Genomic DNA, 25,999 nt, shown 5'->3' with positions numbered 1-25,999 from the left:
AGCCGGGAGGAGTCGCGACCCTCTCGGCTCTCCATCGTGCCGCCTGCATTCTTGGTGTGCATCAGGAGTGACCTCGACCACGTCAGACTGGTTGGATCCCGCCAATGACCCGCAAGGAACTGCGATGACGCCGCTTGCCAGCCCGCCCGCCCGACCCGACGTGATCGTGATCCTCGTCGACGACCTCGGCTTCTCGGACCTCGCGGCGTATGGAGGGGAGATCCCGACTCCGAACCTCGATCGGCTGGCCGAACGCGGCACCCGCTTCAGCAGCTTCTACACCACCCCGCGATGCAGTCCGACACGGGCGTCGTTGCTGACCGGCAGACCGTCGCACGAGGTGGGGATCGGCGTGCTCACCCGGCCCGTCGGGTACCGCGGCTCGCTCGATCCCGATGTTCCGACGCTCGGGTCGCTGCTGCGCGACGCCGGGTACGTGACGTCGCTCACGGGCAAGTGGCACCTGTCGAGCGAGGTAACCGAGCCCGATGAGACCTGGCCGACCCGGCGTGGCTTCGATGACTTCTACGGCATACTCGGCGGCGGCACGAGCTATTTCAATCCGAAGGCGTTCCGTGCCGGAGAAGCGGATGCCGAGGCCGACGCGCAGCGGGCCGATTTCTATCTCACCGACGCGCTGGCCGATCACGCGGCCGATTTCGTGCGGCAGCAGACGGCCCAGCGGCAGCCGTACTGCCTATACCTCGCCCTGACCGCGCCACATTGGCCGCTGCAGGCGTTCGAGGAAGACATCGCGACGCACGCCGGCCGCTACGCGGCAGGTTGGGACGCACTCCGCACGCAGCGCAGCGCACGGCAGACCGAGCTGGGGCTCTTCCCGACCCAGATCCATCCGGCCCCGCGTGACCAGGAGGTTCCGGCATGGGAAGACGCCGAACAGCCCGACTGGCAGGCCAGCCGGATGGAGGTCTACGCGGCCCAGGTCGTGGCGATGGATCGTGCCGTAGGACGTGTGCTGGCAGAATTGGATGCCGCCGGCACCTATGACAACACCCTCATCCTCTTCCTCAGTGACAACGGCGCCGAAGCCATGGAGATCCCGATCGGGCGACGCTTCGCACCGCACGTCACGCCCGACAGCACCCGCGACGGACGACCCGTGGCGATCGGCAACGACCCCTCGATCCTTCCCGGCGGCGAAGACACCTACGCGAGCTACGGGCGCGCTTGGGCGCACCTCTCGAACACGCCGTTCCGGCTGTACAAGTCCTGGGTCCACGAGGGCGGCATCGCGGCCCCGCTCATCGTGAGCTGGCCCGCCGGTGGCGTCGGCGGCGGCGATGTCGTCCACGACCCTGCGCACGTCACAGACCTGCTTCCCACGGTGCTCGAGGCGACCGACGGTTCGCTGCCTGAGGCGGTCACCGGCGTGAGCTTGGTCGGCATGCTCCGCGGCGAGCGGATGCCGGAGCGCGACCTGTGCTGGGAGCACATCGGCAATGCCGCGATCCGGCGCGGCCGGTTCAAGCTGGTCCGCGAGGTCGGCATGGCGTGGGAGCTCTATGACCTCGACATCGATCGTGCCGAGCGGCGCGACCTCGCCGCAGAGCGCGCCGAGCTGGTCGCCGAGCTCGCCACCGCCTGGCAGGCATGGGCCGACGCGCATGGGGTGATCCCGTTCCCCGAGCTGGTCGCGATGTATGAGGCGCGGGGCTTGCCCGCATGGCAGGCGAACTCGTGATCACCACCGGCATCCGGCACCGGCGGGGCACCCCGCAGATCATGCACGGTTAGCTTGCCGGTTGGGGGCTGGGTCCGGCGGGCAGCACGTATGTACCGTTGCAGGACCCGAGCACCTACTGGGGTGACCTGACAGACAGTGCCGAGTGCATCGCTGCACTCGGATCGACGCGAGGAGGCGTCTCATGGCGACGAAGAACAGATGGATCAAGGTGATGGCCCCATTGGTCATCGCCGGTGTGATGCTCACCGGCTGTTCCGGGAGCGGCGAAGAGCCCGCGCCCACCGACGACGGCACGACCTCGGGTCCACCGAGCGAACCGACCGGCACGCTGCGGATCAACTGGGGTTCCGCACCGAGCACCTGGGCGCCGGGAGCCCGGATCGAGCCCGGCTACTATTACGTCCCCTACGAGTCACTCGTGCTCCTGGGCGAGGACAACGAGATTCTGCCCAACCTGGCCACCGAGTGGGTCGAGGAGCCGATGGCGCTGACCCTCACGCTGCGCGATGACGTCACCTTCCACGACGGAACGCCTTTCAACGCCGAGGCCGTAAAGGCGAACCTCGAGTACGTCCGTGACAACCCGGGGGCATACTCGGGTCCGCTCCAGGCCGTCGAGTCGGTCGACATCGTCGACGAATTCACGGCGAAGGTCAACTTCGCCTTCCCGTCGCCGACGTTCCTCACCATGCTCACTCGCAACAACGTGCTCATCGCCAGCCCGACGGCGATCGCCGACGGCACCGTGGTGACCGAGCCGGTCGGCACGGGGCCCTGGAAGTACGACGCCGGAAACTCGGTCGAGGGCACGAAGGCGGCGTTCACGCTCAACGAGGCATATTGGGGCGAGCCGGTCCACTTCGAGAACGTCGAGCTCTACTCCATCGCCGATGACACTTCGGCCGTCGCCGGCCTGCTCGGTAGCGAACTGCACGTCACCGATGTGGAACTCGACCAGCAGCCTCGCATCGACGGGGTCGCCAACATCGACTCGTACGACTACGCAGCCGTCCGCAACAACGTCGTCTATTTCGACCGCGCGCCCGATGGCGAATTCGGTGACGTCGACGTCCGCAAGGCGCTGTGCATGTCGCTCGACCGTGAAGGATACGCGCAGTTCGCGGCAGACACGCTCGACACCCCGAACCAGCATTTCGTCGAGGGTGAGCCCGGCTATAACGCCGATATCGTCGGCTACGACTTCGATCTCGACGGGGCGCAGTCGCTTCTCGATGGCGCCACGGTCGAGGGCACGTTCCCGGCTGCACCCTTCTTGAAGGGGCAACTCGAGTTCTTCGCCGACAACATGAACCAGCTCGACGGCGTGAACATCACGGTGCAGGATCTGCCGGTCCCCGACTTCCAGTCGACTTGGAACTCGGGCCAGTATGGCCTGGGCGTCGGCCAGAACCAGGAGATCACGCCCTACGACTGGTACCAGAGCTGGTTCGCCGGCTCCGCACGGCAGAACCCCTCCGGCTACGAGAGCGCGGAGCTGAAGGCCGCAGCCGACGCAGCCAAGGCCGCCGGCTCCTCCGACGAGGCCGACGCCCTCTGGCAGGAGGTCATGAAGATCATCATCGACGACGAGGCACTCGCGTGCGGGTTCGTCGTCGGCGGGCAGACGATCGGCTGGAACACCGATACGGTCGCCGGCGTGCAGCCGGCTCCGCACCAGCCCTTCATGATCAACCTGATCGACTACCGTTCCATCTATCCCGTTACGGCCGACTGACCGTAGCTCCCGCGGTGCCGCGCCCGAGCGGCACCGCGGGAAGACACTTTTCACCGTCGAAGGAGAGAGCGCCACCATGCCACGGCGAATGCCACCACCCGGGGGCCCCAGATGCTGAAGCTCATCGGCTACCGCCTCCTTCTGGCTGTGCCGCAGCTTCTGATCGTCTCGCTGCTGGTCTTCTCGCTCACCTATCTGGTGCCGGGCAGCGTCGCGGCCGCCATCCTCGGAGATGCGGCGGCGACACCGGCGGCGATCGCCGAACTGGAAGCGCACCTTGGCCTCGACAAGCCCTTCTTCACACGCCTGTTCGACTGGTACGCAGCCGCGCTGCAGGGAGATCTCGGCACGTCGCTGCTGTCGGGGCAGGCGGTGACCGACCTCATCACGCAGCGACTGCCCGCGACGCTGTCGCTCGTGGTCGGTGGTCTGGTCGTCGCCGTCATCCTCGGCATGGGTCTCGGCATCTTCGCGGGGATCAAGGCCGGCCAGCCGCGCGACCGGGCGGTGACCGGGATCACAGCGTTCATGCAGTCGGTGCCCGAGTTCTGGCTCGGCCAGATCCTCGTCGTCGTCTTCGTCATCCAGCTGCAGGTCGCGCCGGTGCTCGCGTGGACGCCGCCGTCGCAGGACGTCGGCAGGTGGCTTGCCGGTCTCATCCTCCCGGCCATCGCGCTCGGGGTGGGAACCTCCGCGCTCATCGCCCGCCAGACCCGCACCGCGGTGGCCGCGGCGCTCGGCTCTCGCTACATCGACACGCTCGTGGCGGCCGGCGTCGATCGTCGGCGGATCCTGTGGACCTACGCATTCAAGAATGCGCTCGTACCGGCGCTGGCGGCCGTGGGACTGGCAGTGGGCGTGCTGATCGGCGTGAGCCTGGTCATGGAGAAGGTGTTCAGCTTCCCGGGCATAGGCACACTGATGCTGCAGAGCGTGCTGGCCAAGGACTTCCCCGTCGTCCAGGGCGTCGCGCTGGTCGTCGGCGTGATCGTCATCATCGTCAACATGGTCCTCGACATCTCGTACGGACTCATCAATCCGAAGGCGCGCCCGGCATGACCGAATCGCAATACGGCAGCACCGTCGCCATCAAGACGAAGACGTCCGGGCACAAGCAGGGCGCGAAGGTCGTGCGGCGGCTGCTGCGGCAGCCGCTCACCGTCATCGCCTTCGCCTGGCTGCTGGTCGTGGTCGCGTGGGCGATCTTCGCTCCGTGGCTGGCACCCTACGATCCGCTCGAGAACGACTTCACGAGTGTGCTCCAGGGGCCCACTGCCGAGCACTGGCTCGGCACGGACGAGAACGGCCGCGACATCCTCAGCCGCATCATCTACGGGGCGCGCGTCGCGCTCGCCGTCGGGTTCGGTGCGGTGATGGTCGCCATGCTCATCGGCGTGCCGATCGGCTTGCTCCTCGGGTTCCGCGGAGGCTGGACCGACCGCATCGGCACGCGCTTTGTCGACGTCTTCGACGCCATGCCCGGCATCCTCGTGGCGTTCGCGGTGATCTCGATCCTCGGCCGTGGTCTGGGGCCCGTGCTGCTGGCGATCGGCCTCATGTTCTGCATGAACTTCGCCCGCATGGCGCGCGCCATCACGATGGCCGAGCGCAACAAGCTCTATGTCGACGCGGCGCGTGTGAGCGGGCTGCGGGAACGGTCGATCGTGTTCGGCCAGGTGCTCCCGAACCTCGCCTCGCCCCTCATCGTGCAGGCGGCGATCATGACCGGCACAGCTATCATCATCGAGTCCGCGCTGAGCTTCTTGGGGATCGGGCTGGAATCCGCGGTGCCGTCCTGGGGCGGATTGCTGGGCGTTGCCGCAGCCAAGCTCGCGTTGCAGCCGTTCATGGCCATCCCGCCGGGTGTCGTGATCGTGTGCACCGTGCTCGCATTCAACACCATCGGCGACGGCCTCAACGAGGCCCTTGGCGTCGGGCGGCGCAAGCTCTTCCGTCGCCCCATCAAGATCGCCGACGACGTCGCCCGTGTCGCAGCGGACGAGGCTCCCGCGGCGGCGGCCGTCGCCGCGGCCGAGGCCGGCGGCTTCGTGTCGACGACGTCCCCGGTCGGCACGCCGGAGGGGGTCGTCGTCGCGCCCATCGTCCGCGATGAGGTGGATGCCGATGGTGCGCCCTTCGACTCGGCGAACATCCTCGAGATCCGCGATCTGCACATCGAGTTCCAGAGTGTGGAGAAGGGCACCATCGAGCTCGTCAAAGGCGCGTCGCTGAACATCCGGCGCGGCGAGATCGTCGGGCTGATCGGTGAGTCCGGGTCGGGTAAGTCGACGCTCGCTCGCGCGGTGCTGGGGCTGCTCGCGCCGGGCATCGGTGTCTCGCACGGCTCAATCCTGCTCGAAGGTCAGGAGCTCGCCGGCAAGCCAGAGAAGGAACTGCGCGGTGTGCGGGGCAATGTCATGGCCGCGGTCTTCCAGGACCCTATGGCGGCGCTCTCGCCGGTGCACACCATCGGCAAGCAGCTCGGCGAGCCGCTGCGAGCACATTTCGACCTGTCGAAGGCCGAGATCCGCACGCGCTCCATCGAGCTGCTCGATCGCGTGGGCGTGAAGGACGCCGAGTCGCGGTTGACGCACTACCCCCATCAGTTCTCCGGCGGTATGGCCCAGCGCGTGGCGATCGCCATTGCCCTCGCCTCGCAGCCGCAGCTGATGGTCGCCGACGAGGCCACCAGCGCCCTGGACGTCACGACGCAGGCTCAGGTGCTCGATCTGCTGCTGGACCTGCGCGACGAGTACGGCATGGCGATCCTGCTGATCACCCACGACATGGGGGTCGTGGCCGAGGCATGCGATCGCGCGGCTGTGATGTACAACGGCGAACTGGTGGAAGTGACCGAGACGGCCGCCGCCCTGTTCGACGCACCTCAGGATTCCTACACCAAGTCGCTGCTGGCGGCACGGGCGAGACGCCCACGCCCGACGAAGGAGGTGGCGCGATGACGACGAAGGTGAGCTCGCCCGACACCGGAGCACATCCCCGCGAGACGGCCGAGGCGCTGCTCGTCGTCGATCGACTGTCGATCAGCTACGAAGCGCGCAACGTCTTCCGCCATGCGCGGCGCAATGTCGTCGAGGATGTCACGTTCCACATCAAACCCGGAGAGACTCTGGGTCTGGTCGGCGAGTCGGGTTCGGGCAAGTCGACCGTGGGCCGTGCGATCCTGCGGCTGATCGCCCCCTCTGCGGGGTCGATCCGTTTCGACGGACGCGACCTGAGCGCGTTCGGCCACCGCACCCCGCTGGCCTACCGTCGTGACGTGCAGGCCGTGTTCCAGGACCCGTCGATGTCACTCAATCCGAGGCAGCCGGTCTCGATGGCCGTCACGGCGGCGCTCAAGCGCCATGGGCTGGGAGACCGGGCCGACCGCGCCCGCCTCGCCGCCGAGACATTCGATCACGTGGGCCTCACCCGCGCGCACTTGGACAGGTATCCGAGCGAGCTGTCGGGCGGGCAGCAGCAGCGGGTCGCGATCGCGCGTGCTCTCGTGCTCAAGCCACGACTGGTCGTGTGCGACGAGGCACTCAGCGCGCTCGACCTGTCGACACAGAACCAGATCCTCGACCTCCTCGTCGATCTGCAGCTCGAAACCGACATGAGCTACCTGTTCATCGGTCACAACCTCGAGATCGTGCGGCACATCTCCGACCGCATCGCCGTGATGCGCCTGGGCGAACTGGTCGAATCGGGCGACGCCGAGCAGGTCTTCGAGCATCCGCAGCATCCGTACACCCGCAAGCTGCTCGGAGCCACGCCGGCCGAGCACCCCGAGGGTCGGGAGGGCCGTCGAGCCGTGCGCGTCTCGTTCGCGAAAGCGCTCGCCGAGGGGATCGTTCCGGAGGTGTGACCTCACCCGACGACATGGGGCTTCGCGCTCGCGCATAGAATCGTCACCGCGCGCCGCTCCCCGGCGGCGACATCCGGGCGAAGGAGACCAGAGCCGATGGACCGACTTGTCGTGATGAGGACCTTCGTCACCGTGGCGAAGTCGTCGAGCTTCAGCGCGGCGGCGCGCGAACTCGCGATCTCAGGATCGCTCGTGTCGCGGCACGTCGCCGATCTCGAGCGCCAGGTGGGCGTCCGCCTCGTCAACCGCACCGCGCGTTCGGTCAGTCTCACCGACGCGGGCCGCCGGTACGCCGAGTTCGCCGGGCGCATCCTCGACGAGATCGATGATGAGGATGCCTCGCTCTCCGGCTCGCAGGACGCCCCCGAGGGGACGCTCTCGATCATCTGCCCGAAATGGATCGGCACGCTCGAGGTGGGCGACGCGATCGCGGCGTTCGTGCGGGAGCATCCGAAGATCACCGTCCGCTTCGAACTCGGCGGCATGTCGGATCGCAACTACGACTTCCTCGATCGCGGGTACGACGTGGCATTCCACACCCGCGATCTGCGCGATTCCAACGTGCTGATCCGCCGGGTGTCGGAGCTGCCGTTCGTCCTCGCGGCGTCCGCCGACTACGTGCGCCGCAAGGGCACGCCCGAGACGGTCGCCGACCTCGGCGAGCACGACTGTCTGATGCACCCGAACGATCCGGTGTGGCGGCTGGGCGAGGGTGCCGACACGATCCATCACAAGGTGCAGGATCCGACGGTGGTGGCCAACTCCTACCTCGTGATCGAGAAGCTCGTCGAGCAGGGGTGCGGCGTCGCCCTCATCCCGCGGCGCCCGGCCGCGGCCCGGCTGGCAGCCGGCGACCTCATCGAGGTGCTGCCGCACTACCAGCCGCCGGCACGTGCCCTCTACGCCGTGCACGGACCCGGTGGCCGCACGCCCGAGCGGGTGCGCATCTTCCTCGATTTCATGACGGCCTGGTTCCGCAGCCGCACCGCGCCCGCCCGCTGACGGGCCGCCGCACCCGCCCGCTGATGGGCCACCGCGGTCATCCGACGGTCACTTGCCATCGGATGATGATTATGTTTTGATAATCAAATGAGCAAAGACGCCCGAAGGAGCGACGTACCCGACGACGGATCGGCCGCTCCGGAGTTCCGTCTGCTCGCCGAACTCGTCATCGACGTCGCCCGCGAGATCCAGCTGCGGGCCGTCCAGACCACTCCGGTGGTGCCGCTCACCCAGACCCAGGGTCAGGTCATGAGGTACGTGCACAACCACCCGGAGTGCTCCGCATCCGATATCGCCGACGGCAGCGGGCTGCAGCGGGCGAACGTCAGCACGGCGCTGCGCGAGCTGCGCGGTCGCGGCTACATCACGTCACGACGAGACGACGTCGACGGCCGCGCCATCCGTATCGCGTCGACCGGCCTCGCCGACCAGACCATCGAGCGCCTCCGTGCGTCGTGGGCGGATCTCATCGCGCATGCCTGGGCGGGCGGCGACGATCCGGCCGGCAACTCACCCGGACAGGCCATCGAGGTGCTCGATCGCATCCGCTCGGGGCTGATTGCAGACCGCGCAAGCACATCGTTCGCAGCGGAGGGTCCCGAACCGGTGGCCAGCGCCGCAGACTCGACGGTGATGGCCGGCACGGGTGCCGACCGGGCGCGCCCCGAACCGTCCCCCCTTCGCTGAGAGAGGCACAGCATCATGTCCATCGAACGCATCGAGTCCGTCGTCTACGGCGTCGACGACCTCGATGAGTGCGCGCGCTTCTTCGTCGACTTCGGCCTCGAGCTCGTCGAGCACACCGAGGACCGCGTCGTCCTGACCACGCAGGTGAAGCAGCGCCTCGTACTCAAGCGGAACGACGACCCGACGCTCCCGGCATCCGTCGAGGCGACCCCCGGCATCCGCGAGGTCGTGTGGGGAGTCGACTCGCAGGCCGCGCTCGATGCCCTCGTCGAAAACCTTCGGACCGACCGCGAAGTCGACGTGGACCAGGATGGTGTCGCCCACACCTACGACGAGACCGGATTCGGACTCGGTCTCGCCCTGACCGACCCGGTGCAGCTGAACTACGACCCGCGCAAGTACAACAGCTCGGGCCGGGTCGAGCGCTGGAACCAGCCGCACACCGAGATCACCGACATCACGCCGATCCGCATCTGCCACGTCGCGCTCAACATCCCCAAGGAGGGCCGGCACGAGGCCGTCGACTTCTACCTGAACCGCCTCAACTTCCGTGCGACCGACATCGTCGAGCCGATGGGCGTGTTCATGCAGGTCGAGGGCGACGACGACCAGCACAACTTCCTGCTGTGCCACCGTCCCGACCGCGCGGGCACGAACCACACCTCGTACGAGGTGTCCGGCTTCGACGATGTCATCGAGGGCGGCAACCACATGATCCAGAAGGGCTGGCGCGAGGCGCGCCGGCTCGGACGGCACACGGTGGGATCGAACGTCTTCCGCTTCATCCACAATCCGGCGGGCGGCCGCGTCGAGTACGCCGCCGACATGGACCGTGTCGACGACACCTACGGGCCCAACGTCCACGCCGAGACCCCGCCGCATCACATCTGGGTGCTCGAGACCAACCGCGACACCCCCGCACCCAACACGTCGGAAGGAACGGCTCTGCCATGACCATCCTCACTGAAGCACCCAGCACCGCGGCCGAGATCTACGCCACGGCCCGACTCGGCCTCTACATCGACGGCGAGTGGCGCACCGGCGCCGCCGGCCGCGTCTTCGACGTGCTGAACCCCGCCACGAACGAGGTCATCGGACAGGTTCCGCGCGCCGAGACGAGCGACCTCGACGACGCACTCGCCGCCGCCGAGCGCGCGTTCCCGCTGTGGCGCGACACTTCGGCGTTCGAGAAGAGCCGCATCCTCCTGAAGGCCGTCGCGCTGCTGCGCGAGCGTGCCCCCGAGATCGGCCGGCTCATGGCGATCGAGCAGGGCAAGCCGCTGAAGGATGCCGTGACCGAGGTCACGCGCGTCTCGGGCACCCTCGAGTGGTGCGCGCAGGAGTCCCGCCGCCTCTACGGCCGGATCATCCCGACCGACGTCGACACGTCGCTCACGGTGCGCTACGAGCCCGTCGGCGTCGTGGGGGCGATCGTGCCCTGGAACTTCCCGGCCGGATCTCCGATGCGCAAGATGTCGGCCGCGATCTCGGCCGGCTGCGCCCTCGTGATCAAGGCGTCGCAGGAGGTGCCGGCAACCGTCTGCGCCCTCGCCGAGGTGTTCCACGATGCGGGCCTGCCGAAGGGCGTGCTCAACCTCGTCTTCGGCCGCGGCGCCGAGACCAGTGAGCACCTCATCGACTCGCCCGCCACCCGCCTGATCGCCTTCACCGGCTCGGTGCCCGTCGGCAAACAGCTGAACGCCCGCGCCGGTGCCCTGATGAAGCCCACCATCATGGAACTCGGCGGCCACGCACCCGTCATCATCGCGGCCGACGCCGACCCGGTCCAGGCCGCACGGCGCACGTCGGCGGCGAAGTGGGCCAACGCCGGCCAGGTCTGCACGTCGCCCAGCCGCATCTTCGTGCACGAGTCGATCGCCGCCGAGTTCACCGCGGAGCTGGTGCGGCTCGCGGCCGAGCTCGTCGTCGGCGAGCCTCTCGCCGAAGGCGTCACGATGGGTCCGCTCATCAACGAGAAGCGCGTCGAGGCGACTGAGCATCTGGTGCAGGATGCCGTGGCTCACGGCGCGACGGTCGCCTTCGGCGGCGAACGGCTCAGTGGTGAGGGGCGCGCCGAGGGCGGCTACTACTACGCGCCCACGATCCTCACGGGCGTCCCGCTGGATGCGGAGGTGATGTCCGAAGAGCCGTTCGGTCCCATCGCGCCGATCACCACCTTCACCGACCTCGACGAGGCGATCCGCATCGCCAACTCGCTGCCGTTCGGCCTGGCCGCCTACGGGTTCACCGAGTCGGCGTCGACGGCCGACATCCTCGCGCGCGGCTTCGAAGCCGGCATCCTCTCCATCAATCACTGCGGCGGCTCGGTCACCGAGGCCCCATCGGGCGGCGTCAAGGAATCCGGCCTCGGCCGCGAGTCCGGCCCCGAGGGCGTGCAGGCGTATCTCATCACCAAGCGCGTCAGCCACAAGCTGCGCTGATCTCGCAGAAGACAGAGGACCACGATGCGGTACGCCCGGTGTGCGCGAGACGGACGCGAGTTCTTCGCGATCGTCGAGCAGGGTGAGGTCATCGAGATCTCGGCGGCGCCGTGGCTCGCCCACGAGCGCGGGCTCCGGCATCCACTCGCCGACGTCGTCCTGCTGCCGCCCGTCGTGCCGCCGACGTTCTACGCCGCCGGGTTCAACTACAAGGCGCACAACCGCCATCACGAAGAGCTCGGGTACGACCCGGTGAAGGTCGGCGACCGGCCCGAGGTCGGCTACCGCGCGCAGAGCGCCCTGGTGGGCCACGATGCCGCCATCGTGAAGCCGGCCGGCGTCGAGGGCCGGTTCGAGACCGAGGCCGAGGTCGTCGCCGTGATCGGCACGACGCTCAAGCATGCGACACGCGAGCAGGCGCAGGCGGCCGTGTTCGGCTGGACGATCGGCAATGACGTCTCGGCGCGCGAATGGCAGCATGCCGATCGCACGTTCTACCGGGCCAAGAACGCCGACACCTTCAAGCCCATGGGGCCGTGGATCTCGACCGACGTCGACCCCCTGGCATCCACGACCACCGTCCGCCGCAACGGCGTCGTCGACGCGACCTTCGCCACCGGCGACATGATCTTCGACCCGTACGACTTCATCGTCGAGATGACGAAGTACATCACCCTCCAGCCCGGCGATGTCCTGTGGATGGGCGCCGACGGCAACACGCCCATGGCCGTCGGCGACGTCATCGACATCGACATCTCGGGCATCGGCACACTCACCAACCGCGTCGTCGCCGAGGGGCGCGACAACGAACCAACAGAAAGGATGCCGCGATGAGCACCACCGACACGACCGCCGGCCCGACCGACGTGGCCAAGGGCTTCGCGCTGCCCGAGCCCAAGTTCGACGACCAGGGCCGCAGCATCGAGCCGAAGTACATCCACCATGTGAACTTCCCGACGACCAACATCGACCGCACGGTCGAGTGGTACACGAAGGTCTTCGGCCTCAAGCGGGTCATGCCCAAGAGCAACACCCGCGTGGTGCTGATGACCAAGGGCCGCTTCGACCTGCACTTCACCCCGGTCGAGGAGATGGACCGCATGGCGCCGTACCACTTCGCCATGGAGGTGGAGGACTGGGACGGTTTCCTCGGCCACCTCGACAGCCTCGGCATCCGCCACACCCGACCCGTCGAGCGCCCCGAGAACCAGTCGAAGTTCTGCTACATCCACGACCCCGACCACACGATGATCGAGCTCGTCTTCCACGGCAAGCGTCCCGCCTGAGGCACACACTCCCGCGCCGGCCCCGACCGGCGTCGACACCCACGCCCTGAGGAGGGACCCATGCCCATCGTCGACAACGACGGCACCAAGATCTACTACGAGGTGCACGGCTCCGGATCGCCCGTGCTGTTCGTGCACGGCTCGGGCGGGCACCACGCCGCCTGGTGGCAGCAGGTCGTCGCGCTGCGCGAGCATCACACCGTCGTCACGCTCGATCTGCGCGGCTTCGGCAACTCCGACAAGGACGAGACGTACGACAGCCGGAGCTTCCCCGGCGACATCGTCGCCGTCATCGAGGATGCCGATCTGCACGACGCGGTGCTGCTCGGCCAGTCCATCGGCGCGGCCGCAGCGCTGAAAGCGGCACTCCGGGTGGCCGACCGCATCCGCGGCGTCATCCTGGCCCACTCGCTGGGCGGCATCGATCACCCCGAGATCACGCCGTTGGTCACCGCAGACCGGGCAGAGGCAGAGAAGCTGCCGGTCATCGACCGACTGCTCACCACCCGGTTCCGCGAGGACGAGGCCGCCAAGACATTCCTCTTCACGCAGATGGGCACCTTCAACAAGGCCCGCATGCAGGATCTGCGAAACCTCTCGAGCGACGGACCGTCGATCGAGCAGATCGCCGCCGCCGCATTCGGCATCGCGTTCCTCGCGGGGGAGAAGGACGCCGTGCTGAGCCCGGCCACCGTGACCAAGGCGCACGAGCTCGTCTCGGGCTCGCTGCTGGAGATCGTGCCCGGTGCCCCGCACTCCATGTACTGGGAGCGGCCGGACCTGTTCAACGCCGCTGTGAAGAAGCTCGTCGACGAGTTGGAAGGGAACTGACATGCCGAAGAACGTGCAGCAGGATGACGCAGAGAAGATCATGGAGGTCGCCGAACGCGAGGCGCTGCGGCTGGGCAAGGGCCTGTCGATCGCCGTCGTCGACTCGGGCGGCTTCGTCGTGAGCATCCGCCGCTTCGACGGGGCGCGCCCGATGACGCCGCTCATCGCGCTGTCGAAGGCGTACACCTCGGCGGTCATGCAGCGCCCCTCGGGCATGCTGAAGGGCTGGTCGCAGTCCGACCCGGTGTTCTTCGGCAAGGTCGGCGACATGGGCCAGTTCCCGATCGTCGCGACAGGCGGCGGCGTCACCCTCAAGCGCGAGGGCGAGTTCGTCGGCGGCGTCGGCGTCTCGGGCGGCACGCCCGGCGAGGACGAGGCGATCGCGCAGCTGATCCTCACCGAGCTCGGGTACGAAACCGACTTCGCCGAGTGGGCCGGCGCCCGCGAAGCGGCATCCATCGAAAAGGACTGAAGCATGGCGAATCTGTTCTCGTATCGCATCGACAACCACGGCGACAACGTCCGGCCCGAGAGGATCCAGGAGGCGCGCCACCGCTTCCGCGCCGGCGAGATCACGGCCGAAGAGCGGCGCGACGTCGAGGACGAGGCGATCCTCGATTTCCTGACCTACCAGCGGCACCTGACGCTGTCGTGCCTCTCGGACGGCAACTTCCGCGACGGCGACTACCGCAGCGCTGTGCTGCAGTCGGTCGGCGGCTTCGCGCGCATACCCGACGCCAAGACGCCCGAGGGCCTGGGGATCTGGACGGTCGAAGGGCCTCTCAAGCAGAAGAAGCCGATCGCGACGGACGGCGCGCGGTTCCTGCTCGAGAACACCGGCTTCCCGATCAAGGTGAAGCTGCCGTCGGCATCGCACATCGCCGCGCACACATACTCCGACACGACCGTCCGCGCGTATCCCGGCGCGGCCGCACTGGGCGACGCGATCGCCGAGCTGCTGCGCGACGAGGTCGAGCTGCTGTTCGAGATCGGCGTGAAGTTCGTGCAGTTCGACAACCCCGACTACTCGGCCTACTTGGCCGGTGCGGAGGTGGGTGAGCTGTCGTTCGAGGACGCACTGCAGATCGACAACGCGGTGGTGGCCGGCCTCGACCGCGACGAAGATCAGAAGATCGCCCTCACGATCGGGTGGGGTGACCATCTCGACCAGCCGGTCGACGTCGCGCGGGCCGAGAAGCTGTTCGCCGCCGAGTACGACAAGTTCACCTTCCCGTTCCACACCGATGCCGCGGTCGCGCAGAACCTGCCGCAGCTGGTGCCCGATGAGAAGCAGCTCGGACTCGGCATCGTCGACGCGTTCAATGCCGAGCTCGAAGACATCGACACCGTGATGTCACGCCTCGACCTGGCGATCGAGCAGCACGACTACGACCGCATCGGGCTGCTGCCGCACCGCGGCTTCCAGCCGATCCACTATGTGGCCGCGCCGCTCACGATCGAGCAGCAGCGCAAGAAGCTCGAGCACGTCGAGACGTTCGCGACCATGGTGTGGGGGAACGAGGCGTGAGCGGGGCCGAGGTCACGGTCGTCGCGCGCGTCCATCCCGACCGGGAGCGGGTGGATGCCGCGGTGGCGGCAGTGCAGGCCGCTGTGGCCGGCATCCGGGCCGAGGACGGATGCCGGCAGTACGATCCCCACCTCGCCGACGACGGCACGTTCGTCATCGTCGAGCGGTGGGCGTCGCGCGAGGCGCTCGCCGCCCACAACACGGGCGCTGCCGTCCAGGTGCTGCGCGATGGGCTCGCCGGACTGACGGTCGCACCCACGCAGGTCACGGTGGCGACGGCGCTGTAAATGATCCGTCCGTATGTCGCGACTGCCGGCCGGCGGTTCAGCCGGCGTGCGGGACGTACCGTGGCACGTACCGCCAGAATCCCAAGGCCCCCACGAGTCCGACGACGCCGATGACCGCGGTGGCGAACGGCAGCGATACGGCGGCGGACAAGCCGGCGATGAGCAGCGGTGCGGCCGCACCACCGGCATCCGTGAGCGTGCGCCACGATCCCAGGAACGCGGCCGGCTCGGGTCGTGGCGCGACGTCGGCGCCGAGGGTCATCGAGATGCCCGCCGACAGGCCGTTGCCGACGCCGACCAGCACCGCTCCCGCGATGAACCACCCGGTCGCGTTCGGCACGTCATGCGTGAAGGCGAGCCCGAAGAATGCGGAACCCATGATCAGCATCGAGGGCAGGCACGCCCACAGGCGTCCCCAGCGGTCCATGATCTGGCCGCTGGAGTAGAACAGGGCGAACTCGAGCGCGCCGGTGAGCCCGACGATCAGAGCGATGACCCCGGCATCCAGTTGGAGTGAGACGCCCCACAACGGCAACAGGTAGACGCGCGCCTGCCGCATCGCCGACAGCGTTGCGGCCGACACGCCGAGACGGGCGAGCACGCCGCGGTGGTGCCACATCGTCCGGAACACGCCCGCCGGCGGCACGGCTGCGCGCTCTGCCGCGGCGGCTCGGCCGCTACGGTGCAGAGCATGGCCCTCGGCGGCGAGCTCATCCTCGGGGTCGCGCCCGACGAGCACGAGCACGACGAGGGCGACGAGGCAGGCGATGAAGAACCACGTGACGGCGCGTTCGTCGTGCCAGATCGCGAGGACCGCTGCCGCGACGAACGGCCCGGTGAACATGCCGAGGCGGAACGAGCCGCCCAGCACCGACAGGGCGCGCGCACGGTAGGCGAGCGGCACGCGCGTGGTCATGAAGGCGTGCCGCGCGAGCCCGAACGCCGACGCGCACAGGCCGATTCCGAAGACCGAGACCGCGAGCACGCCGACATTCGGCGCGACGAGCACGCCGCACGCGCCGGCGAGGGCGAGGAGTCCGGCGATGGCCATCGTGTACCGCTCGCCGATGCGGGCGACGAGCCACCCCGCGGGGAGGTTGCCGATCAGCCGGGCGACGACGAGGGCCGAGGCGATGAGCGCGGCCTGTGCGATGTCTGCGCCGAGCGAGGCCGCGATGACCGGCAGCAGCGGCAGCAGGGCGCCCTCACCGAGACCGAACAGCAGCGTCGGCCCGTAGATCATCGGCGCGAAGCGCCACAGCATCTGCCGAGTGCCGGGATCGACCGAGCCCGCGGTCATGGCGCAGTCGCGTCGAAGACCGCCTGCACCCACTGCGTCCCGAGGGCGACGTGGTCTTCGTGGGTGCTCTCGTCATGCTCCCCGAAGGGGCCCACCCGCGTCGCACCGAGACCGGTCAGCAGCTCGTCGAACTGGTGCGAGCCACGGTTGTACTTGCCGACGTATCCGGTGTCGCCCAGGCCGAACACCGCGTACGTCACGCCGGTCAGATCCGGAGAGAGGTCGGCGAGGTCATCGTGCAGGAATTGGGCGAACCCGGGCAGCTCACCGCCCCCATGGGTCGCGCAGACGATCAGATACAGGATGCCGGGCCGGAAGATGCCGGTCTCCGCATCCGCCATGTTGACGACCTCGACGTCTCGGTCGGGGAAGGTGCGTGCAATGGTCTCCGCGATGGCCTCGGCGCGGCCGGACTCGGTGCCGTAGAGCGCGATGGTCCGCATCCGGGCAGCCTACGCGCGCGTGTCGGCGAGGAAGTGCTCGACGACGTACTGGGCGATCGCGATCGAGCTGGTCGCGGCCGGCGACGGCGCATTGCGCAGCACAGTGACCGGGCCCACCTGATCGACGGCGAAGTCGTCCAGCAGCTCGCCGCCCCGTCCCCACGCCTGCGCGCGGACGCCGGCGGCGCTCTTGTAGTCGAGATCGCTCATCGTCAGCTCGGGGACGAATCGTCGCGCCTTCTGGAAGTACCGCACTTTGATCAACGACGCGCTGATCTCGTCGGCGCCCATGCGCCAGTGCTGCTTGGCCAGCGGCCAGGCGCCCGGCCAGCGCAGCGACTCCCAGGTGTCCTTCGGCGAGACGGTGAGCCAGTTGTAGCCCTCGCGGGCAAGTGCGGGCACGGCGTTCGGGCCGACGTGCACGTTGTCGTACACGCCGCGGGTGAAGTGCACGCCGAGGAACGGGAAACGCGGATCGGGCACGGGGTAGATCATGCCCTTCACCAAGTCGGTGCGGTCGTGCCTCAGTTCCCAGTACTCGCCGCGGAACGGCAGGATCTTCGGCGATGCGTCGGCGCCGACGAGCTTCGCGATGACGTCGGATTGCAGGCCTGCGGCGGCGATCACCCGGTCGAAGACGAACTCGCCGCCGGTCGAGATGACTCGCACCCGGCCGTTCTCGAGGCGGATGCCGGTGACCTCGCTGTGCAGGCGGATCTTCCCGCCCGCGGCCCGTACGTCCTGGGCCATCGCCTCGGTGATGCTCGCGTAGTCGACGACCGCGGTGTGCGGCGAGTGGACGGCCGCGACACCCGCGACGTGCGGCTCGATCTCATGCAGCCGCGTGACGTCGTCGATGCGGGTGAGGCCGGGCACCCCGTTCTCGAGGGAGCGACGCTCGATCTCGGCCAGCGCGGGCAGCTCGCTCTCGTCCACGGCGACGACGAGCTTGCCGACCTCGCGGTACGGTAGGCCCTTCTCGATGCAGTAGTCGCGGATCTGGTCGCGGCCCTTCGCGCACAGCGTCGCCTTCAGCGAGCCGGGCGCGTAGTACAGCCCGGCGTGCACGACGCCGGAGTTGTGGCCGGTCTGATGCTGCGAGAGCCGGGCCTCCTTCTCGAGAACCGTGACCTCAGCGCCTGCCGCCGACAGCTCGCGGGCGAGCGCGATACCGACGATCCCACCGCCGATGACGCCGATCTGCTCCCCCATCAGTGCGTCCTCACCGCGACGGTCTTCACGCGCGTGTAGAAATGGAGGGCGTCGAGGCCCTGCTCCTTGAACGCCGAACCCGACTCCTTGAAGCCGCCGAACGGCTGGTGGATGTCCCAGCCGCTGGTGGGCTGGTTCACCGACACCTGGCCGGTGTCGACATCGTCGATGAAGCGGAAGGCGGACTCGAGGCTGCGGGTGAACACGGCGCTCGACAGGCCGTAGGCAGAATCGTTCACCGCGTCGATGGCCTCGTCGATGGAGTCGACGACGCGGATGCCGAGGACCGGCCCGAAGACCTCTTCCCGCCACAGCGGGTTCTGCGCGTCGACGGTCAGCAGGATCGGCTCGACGAACGCACCGCCGGTGAGCAAGCCGACGTCGACCGCCGTCTTGGCGATCACCTCGGCGCCCCCGGCCAGGCCGGCGTCGACGCGCGCGGCGATGTCGCGCTGCTGGGCGAGGCTGACCACCGGGCCGAGGTCGACCCCGTCGGCGCCGCCCGGCCCGACCCGCAGCGCCTGGACCGCAGCCGTCAGACGGGCGGTGAGCTCCTCTGCGATCGGGCGCTCCACGATGAGCCGGCTGGTCGCCGTGCACCGCTGACCGGCCTGGCCGAATGCGCCGGCCATCAGGATCGGCACGGCAAGATCGAGATCGGCGTCGGCGAGGACCACGGCGGCGTTCTTGCCTCCCATCTCGGTCTGCACGCGCACGCCGGTGCCGCCGAGCTTGCGCTGCAGGGCGAGGCCCACCTCGGTGGAGCCGGTGAACGACACCGCAGCGAACCGGGGGTCGGTGGTCAGGACGTCGCCGATCTGCGAGCCGCGTCCGGTGACGGTGCCGAGCACGCCCGCGGGAAGACCTGCACGGTGCAGGATGTCGGCGAGGCGCAGCGTGACGAGGGGAGTCTCGGTCGCCGGCTTGATGACGACGGCGTTGCCGGCGATGAGGGCGGGAGCCATCTTGCGCGCCGGGGTCAGCAGCGGGTCGTTCCAGGGCGTCACCAGCAGCACGGCCCCGATCGGCTCGTGCCGCTGCAGGGCGAAGGTGCCGGGACGGCCGTCGGGGATGAGCTCGCCGTAGGGCAGCCGGCCGACGCCGCCGTAGTACTCGAAGAACTCGGCCGTCTTGCCGACCTCGCCGGTCGCCTCGGCGCGGGTCTTGCCCATCTCTGCGACGATGACCTCGACGAGTTCGTCGCCCTCCGCGCGGATGAGTGCCGCGGCATCCAGGAGCACCCGGCCACGGGCGAGCTGCCCAGTCTTCTTCCAGACCCTCGCACCTTCGACGGCGGCCGAGACGGCGGCATCCACCTCAGCGGGACCCATTGCGGGAACGTGCCCGATGACATCGCCCGTGGCCGGGTTCAGCACCGGGATCGGGTCGCCCGCACCGTCGGCGGTGAACCGTCCGGCGATGAGGTTGGATTCGACGATGATGCTCACAAAGACCTCCTGGAAGCGCCACCGCGGCGCTTGTGCGGGTCGGTGACGGGCACCTTCCAGCATCACGCGAATGCCGGGGTCGCGGCAACGTATGGGCCCCACCAATAGCGCAAGCCTAGATTGCCGGGTTGTTCACGCGGTGCCCGAGCGGGCGGCTCACCACGTCCGATCGGCGCCGCACGGCGTCTGCTAGCCTGGTGCGTTTGAGGCGGCGCCCGTGGGCACGGCCCGGGCGAGAGGAGGTCATGATGCGCGATTCCGCGAGTCGATCATGCAACGCCTCCGGGGGCCTGGTGATGCGCCGCTTGACCCCCTAGGCGAACCGAGGCGCGAATCCACGCTCCGACGCGTCCGGTCGATGGGCCGACGCCGCGAGCCCGTTCCGCTTTCCTGAGGGGGCGCGATGCCTGCCGTTTCCGATCTCGACCACATCCGGTCTCTCATCCATGACCGTTTCCTGATCGAGCTGTCCGAGTCGATGCAGCCGATGCCGGTGAGGGAGATCGTCGCCACGATCGGCTCGCTGCCGTCGGCAGAGGCGGCGCTCGTGTTTCGCCTTCTCGACAAGGACACCGCCATCGCCGTGTTCGATGTGCTCGACCCAGCCGCCCAGGCCGACCTGATCGAGACGCTGGGTCACACCGAGTTCGCTGAGATGATCTCCACTCTCGAGCCCGACGAGCAGACCCGGCTTTTCGACGAGCTTCCCGCGAAGGTCGCGAAGCGGATGCTCGCCTCCCTCGACCCGCACCAGCGGGATGCCGCGATGGCGCTCCTGGGCTATCGGCCGGGGTCGGTCGGCCGCCACATGTCGCCCGAACCGCTGACCGCGTCCGTGGATGACACCGTCGGCGACGTGCTGCGACGCGTCCGGGCCGCAGACGGCGGCGTCGCCGCCTACGCGGCGATCCCGGTGCTCACGCAGGGGCGAGTCCTCGTCGGTGTCATCGACCTGATCGAGCTCCTGCGGCACGATGTGCCCGAGCCGGTCGCATCCTTCATGGATGCCGACCCGGTCAGCGCCCGCACCGACGACGACGTCGAGCGGATCGCCCGGCGCAGCCTCGACCACGGTGACCTTCTGCTGCCGGTCGTCGACAGGGAGGATCGCCTCGTCGGGTCATTCCCGATCGCGGACGCCGCCCTCATCGACAAAGAGGCCGTCGCTGAAGACCAGGCGAGAGCCGGTGCGAGCGAACCGCTGCGTCGGCCTTATCTGCTGACCTCTGTGCGCCGCATCGCCAGGACCCGCATCGTGTGGCTGCTGGTCCTGGCGGTGTCCGCCGTGCTGACGGTGCACGTGTTGGAGCTGTTCGAGGCGACACTGTCACAACAGGTCGCGCTGGCGCTGTTCATTCCCCTGCTCATCGGCATCGGGGGCAACACCGGTTCGCAGGCGGCCACCACCGTGACGCGCGCGCTTGCGCTCGGTGACGTCGGGTTGCGCGACATCCTGCGCGTCGCGTGGAAGGAGGTGCGCACCGGATTGCTCCTGGGCCTCGTGCTGGCCATCCTCGCGTTCACGGTCGCGACGCTGATCTATGACATCGGGATCGGTACCGTCATCGGCGTCACCCTGCTGCTGAACTGCCCGATCGCGGCGACGGTCGGCGGGGTGATCCCCCTGGTCGCTCGTGCCTGTCGTGTCGACCCGGCCGTCTTCTCGACGCCCTTCATCTCCACGTTCTGTGATGCGAGCGGGTTGATCGTCTACTTCACGGTCGCCATCACGGTGCTGAACCTCTAGCCCGAACCGGCTTACAAGACGGCGTGTGCCAGCGGGTCGGGGTTGCCGAACCGGTGCGCGGTGATGCTGACGGCCTGCTCGCGCAGGAACGGCAGCAGTTCGACCCGACCGGCGCGCGTGACCGCGCCGTCGAACACCGTGAGGTCGGGGCGGCCGCCCGCCGCGCGGATCAGCTCGACGCCGCTCGCACCGATCAGCCGCACGCGCGGCCACGGCTGCGCGATGTACCGGGCGTAGGCGGTCGGGGCATCCTCCACCACGACATCGATGCCGGCGTCGCGCACGGCGGATGCCAGTGTCTCGGGCAGCGGGGTGGCGACCGACAGGTGCACGCGGCTGCCGGTGCGCACCGCGGCCGCCACGACGCGGGAGATCTCGGCGATCGTCGCGTCCTTCTCGGCACGGATGTCGGCATCCACCGGCAGGTACCGGAAGACGTTGCGTTCTGCCGTCAGGCCGCTTCGATCGCGCGGGGCCGCGAACTCGTCGCGCCACGCCGCGGCGTCGGTGGCGACGGCCTGGGTCAGCCAGTCACGCTCGTCACCGGTGAGAGAAGCGGATGCCGCGGTCACGACGCCCCCGGCCGGCGAGGCATCGTCGGCCGCAGCGCCCGTCACGGGCGCGTCGGCCCAGCGCCCGAGACCGATGAGATAGTTCGGGCCGCCGGCCTTGAACCCGGCGCCGACGACCGACTTCTTCCAGCCGCCGAACGGCTGCCGCTGCACGATGGCGCCGGTGATGCCGCGGTTGACGTAGAGGTTGCCGGCCTGGATGCCGGCCAGCCACGTCCGGATCTCGCCGGCGTCGAGGGCGTGGATGCCGGCGGTGAGCCCGTACGAGATCTCGTTCTGGATCGCGATGGCCTCGTCGAGTGTTGCGGCGGTCATGACGCCGAGGATCGGGCCGAAGTACTCGATCAGGTGGTACTCCGAGCCGCGGCGGACGCCGGCGCGGACGCCGGGCGTCCACAGTCGCTCGTCTTCGGGCAGCTGCCGAGGCTCGATGACCCACGTCTCGCCCTCGCCGAGCGAGGTCAGCGCCTCGCGAAGTTTGCCGGTCGGCGGGGCGATGACCGGCCCCACCTCGGCGGTCGGGTCGGTGGGCAGGGCCACGTGCAGTGAGCGCACGGCGTCGAGCAGCTGGTCGTGGAACCGGCGCGATTTCGCGACCGAGCCGACGAGGATCACCAGCGACGCAGCCGAGCACTTCTGCCCGGCGTGACCGAACGCCGAGTAGACAACGTCCTTCGCCGCGAGGTCGAGGTCGGCGCTCGGGGTGACGATGATGGCGTTCTTGCCGCTCGTCTCGCCGAGGAGCCGCAGGTCGGAGCGGAAGCCGCGGAACATCTCGGCGGTCTCGTAGCCGCCGGTGAGGATCACCTGGTCGACCAGCGGCGAGGCGACGAGCTTCTCGCCGAGCGCCGAGTCGGCCAGCTGCACGAGTTGCAGCACCTCGCGGGGCACACCTGCCTCCCACAGCGCCTCGACCATGACCGCGCCGCAGCGGCGGGCCTGGCGCGCCGGCTTGATGACGACCGTCGAGCCCGATGCGAGCGCCGAGAGGGTGGAGCCGGCGGGGATGGCGACCGGGAAGTTCCACGGCGGGGTCACGAGCGTGACGTCGGCGGGGGTGTAGGTCGCTCCGTCGATGCCAGGCAGCTCGCGGGCGCGCTCGGCGTAGTAGTGGGCGAAGTCGATGGCCTCCGACACTTCGGGGTCGCCTTGGTCGAGCGTCTTGCCCGCTTCGGAGGCCATGACCTCCAGCAGCTGGGCGCGACGGCGCTCCAGGGCATCGCCGGCGCGATGCAGGATCTGGGCGCGGCCATCGGGTCCGAGCTCCTGCCAGGCCGCCGCGGCGCCCTGCGCGCGTTCGAGCGCCGCATGGACGGCGGCCTCGTCGGGCAGGATGGCCGCGTCGGCCGTCGTGATGCCGAGCACCGAGTCGGGCACCCGCTCGAGGATCGCCCGACCCCACTCCCGGTTCACGCCGATGGCGGGGTCGGTGTCGGGGGTGTTGCCGAACCCAGAGGTCAGACCGGGGGCCGGCTCAGCCGTGCGGTCTTGCACGCGGTGGGTGTGGGCGGCAGCGGCATCCACTTCGGCGAGCGAGGCGACGAACCGGTCGGTCTCGCGCTGCAGCAGCGCGGGGTTCGAGTCGAGTTCGAACACCGCCGACATGAAGTTCTCGCTCGACGCGCCCTCTTCGAGTCGCCGGATCAGGTAGGCGATCGCCACGTCGAACTCTTCGGGGCGCACGACCGGGGTGTACAGCAGCAGCGAGCCGACCTCACGGCGGACGACCTCGGCGAGGCTCTCGGCCATGCCCAGGAGCATCTCGTATTCGACGGCGCCGGTGACGCCGCGCTGCTGCGCGAGCAGCCACGAGTGCGCGATGTCGAAGAGGTTGTGGCCGGCGATGCCGAGCCGCACGTTCGCGACGCGTTCGGGCTGCAGCGACCAGTCGAGGATGCGCTTGTAGTGGGTGTCGCTGTCCTGCTTGGTGTGCCAGGTGGCCAGCGGCCAGCCGTGGACCTCGGCATCCACCTTCTCCATCGAGAGGTTCGCGCCCTTGACCAGGCGCACCTTGACGGGTGCGCCGCCGTTGGCCCGGCGGGTGGCAGCCCACTCCTGGAGCTCGACCATCGCATCCATCGCATCGGGCAGGTACGCCTGCAGCACGATGCCGGCCTCGAGGGTCTCGAACTCGGGCCGGTCGAGGAGCTTCATGAACACGGCCATCGTGAGGTCGAGGTCGCGGTACTCCTCCATGTCGAGGTTGATGAACTTCGACGTGGCCGCGGTCGCCGCCTGGCGGTACAGGGGCAGCAGGCGTTCGACGATGGTCTCGACGGCCTCATCGAACCCCCACGGCGAGTGCGGGCCGACCATCGACGACACCTTCACCGACACGTAGTCGACGTCCTCGCGCTGCAGCAGGCGCAGCGTGCCGTCCCGGCGGCGCTGGGCCTCGGCGGCGCCGAGCACGGCCTCACCGAGCAGGTTGATGTTCAGTCGTACGCCGTCACGCTTCAGCGCGCGGATCGCCCCGCCGAGCTTGTCGTCGCGGGCGTCGGCGATGAGGTGCCCGACCATGCGGCGCAGCACGGTGCGCGCGATCGGCACGACGATTCCCGGGGCGACGGGACCGACCGCGCCGCCCAGCCGCACGGCCCCGCGCAGCGGTGCCGGCAGGAAGGCGGGCACCTTCGGGGCGACCCGCCGCAGCGCGGCAGCGGCGACGCGGACGTCTTCGGGCCGCACGACGCCGTCGACGAATCCGGTGGTGAACTCCAGGCCGTTCGGGTCGCTGAGCACACCGGCCAGGCGGCGCGCGGCGACGCTCGCGGGGATGTCGGCCGCTTCGCGCAGCCACCGGCGGACGAGGGCGACGGTGTCGCCCGCCAGATCGGTGTCGTGGATGGTGTCGTCGTTGACGTCGGCGGTCATGACTGCTCCTGGGTTCGAGCGTAGGCAGGCAAAGGGTCGGCACCAGTGTGCGCGCACGCCGATTCAAAGAAAAGCAACGCTTTCTCGCGTATTCTCTTCACAAATACTTCACGATTGGATGCCCGTGATGCTCGACCTGCGCAAGCTCCGGCTGCTGCGCGAACTGCACCTGCGTGGCACGATCACCGCGGTGGCCGAAGCCGCCGCCTACAGCCCTTCGGCCGTCTCGCAGCACCTCGCCCAGCTCGAGCGCGAGGCGGGCGTCGAACTGCTGCGCAAGGCCGGCCGGGGGGTGCGGCTGACGCCGGCCGCCGAGCGCCTCGTGGCTCGCACGGCCGACCTGCTCGACATCATGGAGATGGCCGAGGCCGAGCTGCACGGCAGCGAGGGCGAGCTGTCGGGCACGGTCCGCGTCGCCGTGTTCCAGTCGGCGATGCTCGCCCTGCTGCCTGCCGCGCTGCAGGCGATGCGCGAGTTCGCGCCGCGGGTGCGGGTGCAGCTCGTCCAGCGCGAACCCGAGACCGCGCTCCACGAGACCTGGATGCGCGAGTTCGACATGGTCGTGGCCGAGCAGTACCCCGCCCACGCCGCCCCGCACCACGCCGGCCTCGACCGGCAGGCCCTGACGACCGATGCCATCCGGTTGGCCGTGTCGGCCGTCGAGCACTCCGGCATCCGCTCCGTCGCCGACGCCGCCGACCTGCCGTGGGTCATGGAGCCGCGCGGCGCCGCTTCACGCCACTACGCCGAGCAGCAGTGCCGGGCGGCCGGCTTCGAACCGGATGTGCGCTATGAGACCGCCGATCTGCAGGCGCACGTCCGTCTGGTCGAGACCGGCAACGCCGTCGCGCTGCTGCCCGACCTGATCTGGGAGGGCAGCGCACCCACCTGCCGCCTCGTCGACCTGCCGGGCGACCCGCACCGGACGGTGTTCACCTCGATGCGCGCATCAGGCGGCGTGTTCCCGGCCGTCGAGATGTTCCGCCGCGTTCTCGCCGACGTCGCCACCGAGCTCGCCGCCCGCTGAGCTCGGCGG

22 protein-coding genes are annotated in these 25,999 nt (G+C 69.1%); 17 read left to right on the top strand and 5 right to left on the bottom strand.

What is annotated here, in order from left to right:
• Positions 1-124 precede the first annotated feature (124 nt).
• The 15 genes from BKA10_RS11465 to BKA10_RS11395 all read left to right on the top strand — a co-directional run bounded on the left by BKA10_RS11465 (position 125) and on the right by BKA10_RS11395 (position 15,367).
• Positions 125-1,702, top strand: a complete 1,578-nt coding sequence (locus BKA10_RS11465; protein WP_183500009.1) for an arylsulfatase — start codon at positions 125-127, stop codon at positions 1,700-1,702.
• A gap of 184 nt (positions 1,703-1,886) precedes the next feature.
• Positions 1,887-3,440 carry an ABC transporter substrate-binding protein gene (locus BKA10_RS11460; protein WP_183500008.1) on the top strand — a complete coding sequence of 518 codons (1,554 nt, stop codon included), beginning with the start codon at positions 1,887-1,889 and terminating at the stop codon, positions 3,438-3,440.
• 111 nt (positions 3,441-3,551) lie between these two features.
• Complete coding sequence (locus tag BKA10_RS11455; protein WP_183500007.1) at positions 3,552-4,499, top strand: ABC transporter permease; 948 nt, start codon at positions 3,552-3,554, stop codon at positions 4,497-4,499.
• Complete coding sequence (locus BKA10_RS11450) at positions 4,496-6,400, top strand: dipeptide/oligopeptide/nickel ABC transporter permease/ATP-binding protein (RefSeq protein ID WP_183500006.1); 1,905 nt, start codon at positions 4,496-4,498, stop codon at positions 6,398-6,400. The genes BKA10_RS11455 and BKA10_RS11450 overlap by 4 nt, the downstream gene beginning before the upstream one ends.
• Complete coding sequence (locus tag BKA10_RS11445) at positions 6,397-7,305, top strand: ATP-binding cassette domain-containing protein (protein ID WP_183500005.1); 909 nt, start codon at positions 6,397-6,399, stop codon at positions 7,303-7,305. Before BKA10_RS11450 ends, BKA10_RS11445 begins: the two co-directional genes overlap by 4 nt.
• Before the next feature lie 96 nt (positions 7,306-7,401).
• Complete coding sequence (locus BKA10_RS11440) at positions 7,402-8,307, top strand: LysR family transcriptional regulator (protein ID WP_183500004.1); 906 nt, start codon at positions 7,402-7,404, stop codon at positions 8,305-8,307.
• A gap of 87 nt (positions 8,308-8,394) precedes the next feature.
• Positions 8,395-8,994, top strand: coding sequence for a MarR family winged helix-turn-helix transcriptional regulator (locus tag BKA10_RS11435; protein WP_183500003.1), 600 nt, complete (start codon positions 8,395-8,397; stop codon positions 8,992-8,994).
• A gap of 15 nt (positions 8,995-9,009) precedes the next feature.
• The gene (locus BKA10_RS11430) at positions 9,010-9,948 is read left to right on the top strand and encodes a VOC family protein (protein ID WP_183500002.1); all 939 of its coding nucleotides are present in this window, start codon (positions 9,010-9,012) and stop codon (positions 9,946-9,948) included.
• A complete protein-coding gene (locus BKA10_RS11425) occupies positions 9,945-11,435 on the top strand; it encodes an NAD-dependent succinate-semialdehyde dehydrogenase (protein ID WP_183500001.1) in 1,491 nt (496 codons plus the stop codon). The genes BKA10_RS11430 and BKA10_RS11425 overlap by 4 nt, the downstream gene beginning before the upstream one ends.
• Positions 11,436-11,459: 24 nt before the next feature.
• The gene (locus tag BKA10_RS11420; protein ID WP_183500000.1) at positions 11,460-12,269 is read left to right on the top strand and encodes a fumarylacetoacetate hydrolase family protein; all 810 of its coding nucleotides are present in this window, start codon (positions 11,460-11,462) and stop codon (positions 12,267-12,269) included.
• The gene (locus tag BKA10_RS11415; RefSeq protein ID WP_183499999.1) at positions 12,266-12,721 is read left to right on the top strand and encodes a VOC family protein; all 456 of its coding nucleotides are present in this window, start codon (positions 12,266-12,268) and stop codon (positions 12,719-12,721) included. Before BKA10_RS11420 ends, BKA10_RS11415 begins: the two co-directional genes overlap by 4 nt.
• 60 nt (positions 12,722-12,781) lie before the next feature.
• The gene (locus BKA10_RS11410) at positions 12,782-13,552 is read left to right on the top strand and encodes an alpha/beta fold hydrolase (protein ID WP_183499998.1); all 771 of its coding nucleotides are present in this window, start codon (positions 12,782-12,784) and stop codon (positions 13,550-13,552) included.
• A gap of 1 nt (position 13,553) precedes the next feature.
• Entirely contained in the window at positions 13,554-14,024 is a 471-nt protein-coding gene (locus BKA10_RS11405) for a GlcG/HbpS family heme-binding protein (protein ID WP_183499997.1), read from the top strand.
• 3 nt (positions 14,025-14,027) lie between these two features.
• Positions 14,028-15,080: a uroporphyrinogen decarboxylase/cobalamine-independent methonine synthase family protein gene (locus BKA10_RS11400; protein ID WP_183499996.1), complete on the top strand. Its 1,053-nt coding sequence runs from the start codon at positions 14,028-14,030 to the stop codon at positions 15,078-15,080.
• On the top strand, positions 15,077-15,367 hold the full coding sequence (locus BKA10_RS11395) for an antibiotic biosynthesis monooxygenase (RefSeq protein WP_183499995.1): 291 nt from the start codon (positions 15,077-15,079) through the stop codon (positions 15,365-15,367). The genes BKA10_RS11400 and BKA10_RS11395 overlap by 4 nt, the downstream gene beginning before the upstream one ends.
• 37 nt (positions 15,368-15,404) lie before the next feature.
• Here the strand turns inward: BKA10_RS11395 and BKA10_RS11390 are convergent, their stop codons facing one another.
• Genes BKA10_RS11390 through BKA10_RS11375 form a run of 4 tightly spaced genes read right to left on the bottom strand, consistent with a single transcriptional unit; the run spans position 15,405 to position 19,770 of the window.
• On the bottom strand, positions 15,405-16,667 hold the full coding sequence (locus BKA10_RS11390; protein ID WP_241740168.1) for an MFS transporter: 1,263 nt from the start codon (positions 16,665-16,667) through the stop codon (positions 15,405-15,407).
• The gene (locus BKA10_RS11385; protein WP_183499994.1) at positions 16,664-17,110 is read right to left on the bottom strand and encodes a flavodoxin family protein; all 447 of its coding nucleotides are present in this window, start codon (positions 17,108-17,110) and stop codon (positions 16,664-16,666) included. The genes BKA10_RS11390 and BKA10_RS11385 overlap by 4 nt, the downstream gene beginning before the upstream one ends.
• Positions 17,111-17,119: 9 nt before the next feature.
• The gene (lhgO, locus tag BKA10_RS11380; protein ID WP_183499993.1) at positions 17,120-18,322 is read right to left on the bottom strand and encodes an L-2-hydroxyglutarate oxidase; all 1,203 of its coding nucleotides are present in this window, start codon (positions 18,320-18,322) and stop codon (positions 17,120-17,122) included.
• On the bottom strand, positions 18,322-19,770 hold the full coding sequence (locus BKA10_RS11375; RefSeq protein ID WP_248199288.1) for an aldehyde dehydrogenase family protein: 1,449 nt from the start codon (positions 19,768-19,770) through the stop codon (positions 18,322-18,324). Before BKA10_RS11375 ends, lhgO begins: the two co-directional genes overlap by 1 nt.
• A 403-nt stretch (positions 19,771-20,173) precedes the next feature.
• Here BKA10_RS11375 and mgtE point away from each other — a divergent pair, with 403 nt between their 5' ends.
• The gene (gene mgtE, locus BKA10_RS11370; RefSeq protein ID WP_183499991.1) at positions 20,174-21,517 is read left to right on the top strand and encodes a magnesium transporter; all 1,344 of its coding nucleotides are present in this window, start codon (positions 20,174-20,176) and stop codon (positions 21,515-21,517) included.
• 11 nt (positions 21,518-21,528) lie between these two features.
• Here mgtE and BKA10_RS11365 read toward each other — a convergent pair whose 3' ends face one another.
• Positions 21,529-24,963 (bottom strand): bifunctional proline dehydrogenase/L-glutamate gamma-semialdehyde dehydrogenase, encoded by a 3,435-nt coding sequence (locus BKA10_RS11365; protein ID WP_183499990.1) that lies wholly within the window; start codon positions 24,961-24,963, stop codon positions 21,529-21,531.
• A gap of 127 nt (positions 24,964-25,090) precedes the next feature.
• Between BKA10_RS11365 and BKA10_RS11360 the strand changes: the two genes are divergently transcribed.
• The gene (locus tag BKA10_RS11360) at positions 25,091-25,990 is read left to right on the top strand and encodes a LysR family transcriptional regulator (protein ID WP_183501175.1); all 900 of its coding nucleotides are present in this window, start codon (positions 25,091-25,093) and stop codon (positions 25,988-25,990) included.
• Positions 25,991-25,999: the final 9 nt, after the last annotated feature.

Source organism: Microbacterium invictum (assembly GCF_014197265.1).
Lineage (GTDB): Bacteria > Actinomycetota > Actinomycetes > Actinomycetales > Microbacteriaceae > Microbacterium > Microbacterium invictum.
Note: the sequence above shows the minus strand (reverse complement) of the source record. Positions and strands in the feature narration are given on the sequence as shown.